The organism is Arthrobacter sp. Hiyo1, assembly GCF_001263615.2.
In the GTDB taxonomy this organism is placed as follows: Bacteria; Actinomycetota; Actinomycetes; order Actinomycetales; family Micrococcaceae; genus Arthrobacter.
The window spans coordinates 478,721-480,257 of the sequence record NZ_DF952470.1; the positions used below are offsets into that span (position 1 = coordinate 478,721).

Annotated in this window: 3 protein-coding genes and 1 pseudogene; 1 reads left to right on the forward strand and 3 read right to left on the reverse strand. The window is 64.4% G+C overall.

The window, feature by feature from the left end; all coding sequences use genetic code 11:
• Positions 1–442: pseudogene (locus AHiyo1_RS26635) on the forward strand (DNA glycosylase AlkZ-like family protein); the annotation flags it as partial.
• A gap of 29 nt (positions 443–471) precedes the next feature.
• Here the strand turns inward: AHiyo1_RS26635 and AHiyo1_RS11090 are convergent.
• The 3 genes from AHiyo1_RS11090 to AHiyo1_RS11100 form a co-directional block, all read right to left on the reverse strand.
• Positions 472–750 carry an acylphosphatase gene (locus AHiyo1_RS11090; protein ID WP_059388602.1) on the reverse strand — a complete coding sequence of 93 codons (279 nt, stop codon included), beginning with the start codon at positions 748–750 and terminating at the stop codon, positions 472–474.
• Complete coding sequence (locus tag AHiyo1_RS11095; RefSeq protein ID WP_059388603.1) at positions 747–1,133, reverse strand: VOC family protein; 387 nt, start codon at positions 1,131–1,133, stop codon at positions 747–749. Before AHiyo1_RS11095 ends, AHiyo1_RS11090 begins: the two co-directional genes overlap by 4 nt.
• A gap of 80 nt (positions 1,134–1,213) precedes the next feature.
• Positions 1,214–1,537 (reverse strand): nucleoside deaminase (locus AHiyo1_RS11100; RefSeq protein WP_148667544.1); only part of this gene is annotated, 324 nt, incomplete at its 5' end.

The window sequence follows — 1,537 nt, forward strand, 5'->3', positions numbered from 1 at the left end:
GACGACGGCGGCAGGCGAGCCGCTCTGGATGCTGCCCGACGACGTCGAGCACCTTTCCGCGTTCACGGCGCCGCAGGAGGAACAGATCCAGCTTCTGGCCGGGACGGATTCTTTGGTACTGCTGCGCAGGAATTCGGCGGACATGCTGGCCGAAGGAGATCGGGGCCGGAAGATCCTGGACACCACGCTCGCGCTGCAGGCGGACCTGTCCGACCACCCGATCCTGGACCGGGGACGGATCATCGGGCTGTGGCAATACGATCCGGGCAAGGAACGGATCGCAGCATGGACGTTCGACAAGCCCACTGCGGCCGTCACCCAGCGGATCAATGAGGTGGAGAGCTGGATCCGCGAAGACCTCGGGGACTTCCGCTCGTTCAGCCTGGACTCGCCGGCATCGCGGCAAAAACGCATCGACGCCCTGGACAGTGCCAATTCATAAAGCGAACGCTGGTCTCAGGTTGGAGTGCTTCAGTCCACCCAGAATCCGGAGAACTCGCCGGTGGCTTGCGTGAAGGTGGCATCCACGTGTTTTACGCGGCCGGGGGCGTCCCGGGACTGCAGCCATTCCAGCAAGGAGTCGACGGCTTCGCGGTCTCCCTCTGCGATCACTTGCACCGAGCCGTCCAACTGGTTGGCAGCTTCCCCGGTCAATCCCAATAGCCGGGCTTGGTGCATTGTGGAGTACCGGAAACCCACGCCCTGGACGCGGCCGGTCACCATGGCCGTGACGCGCACCGGGGAACTCATGCGGCACCCGATCCATACGGCCTCGTGATCGCCTCGAGGAAATGACCGTCCGGATCGGCGAAGTAGACGCCGCGTCCGCCGTCGTTGTGGTTGATCAGCTGGGGGCGTGAGCGTGCAGGATCGGCCCAGTAGGGGATGCCCTCGGCCTGGATCCGGGCGAAGATCCCGTCGAAGTCGTCCTCGCTGACCAGGAAGGCATAGTGCTGGGGAGAGATGGGCCGGTCCGCCGTGGCGAAATCGAGGGCCACTCCATGGTCAAAGGCCACGGTCATGAAGGACCACATGGCTTGCGGCTTCGGAAGCCCAAACACCTTGGCGAGGAACTCCGCGGAACGGCGTTTGTCCGTTGCGTAGACGATGGCGTGGTTGAACGAGACGGTCATGAGGTCCTCCTCAGCTGTGCTGCATGAGACCATCTGACGTCCAACACCTCACAATTTCAAGGGCGATCCGGAGGCAGCTGCTATTTCCGGTGGGCCGCGAAGAAATCGCGCAACAGAGCCGAGCATTCCTCTTCGCGCACGCCTGCGTACACCTCCACCCAGTGGTTGAGCCGGCGTTCCCTCAGGATGTCGAACACCGATCCGGCAGCCCCGGCCTTCTCATCCCAGGCGCCGAAGACCACCCGCGGAATCCGGGCCAGCACAATGGCTCCGGCGCACATCGCGCACGGCTCCAGCGTCACCACAAGGGTGCAGTCCTCGAGGCGCCAGCCGTCTCCGCCTTCTCCGAGTTCAAGGGCGTGGCGTTGCAGGGCCGCGGCCGCCTCGCGGATGGCAACGATCTC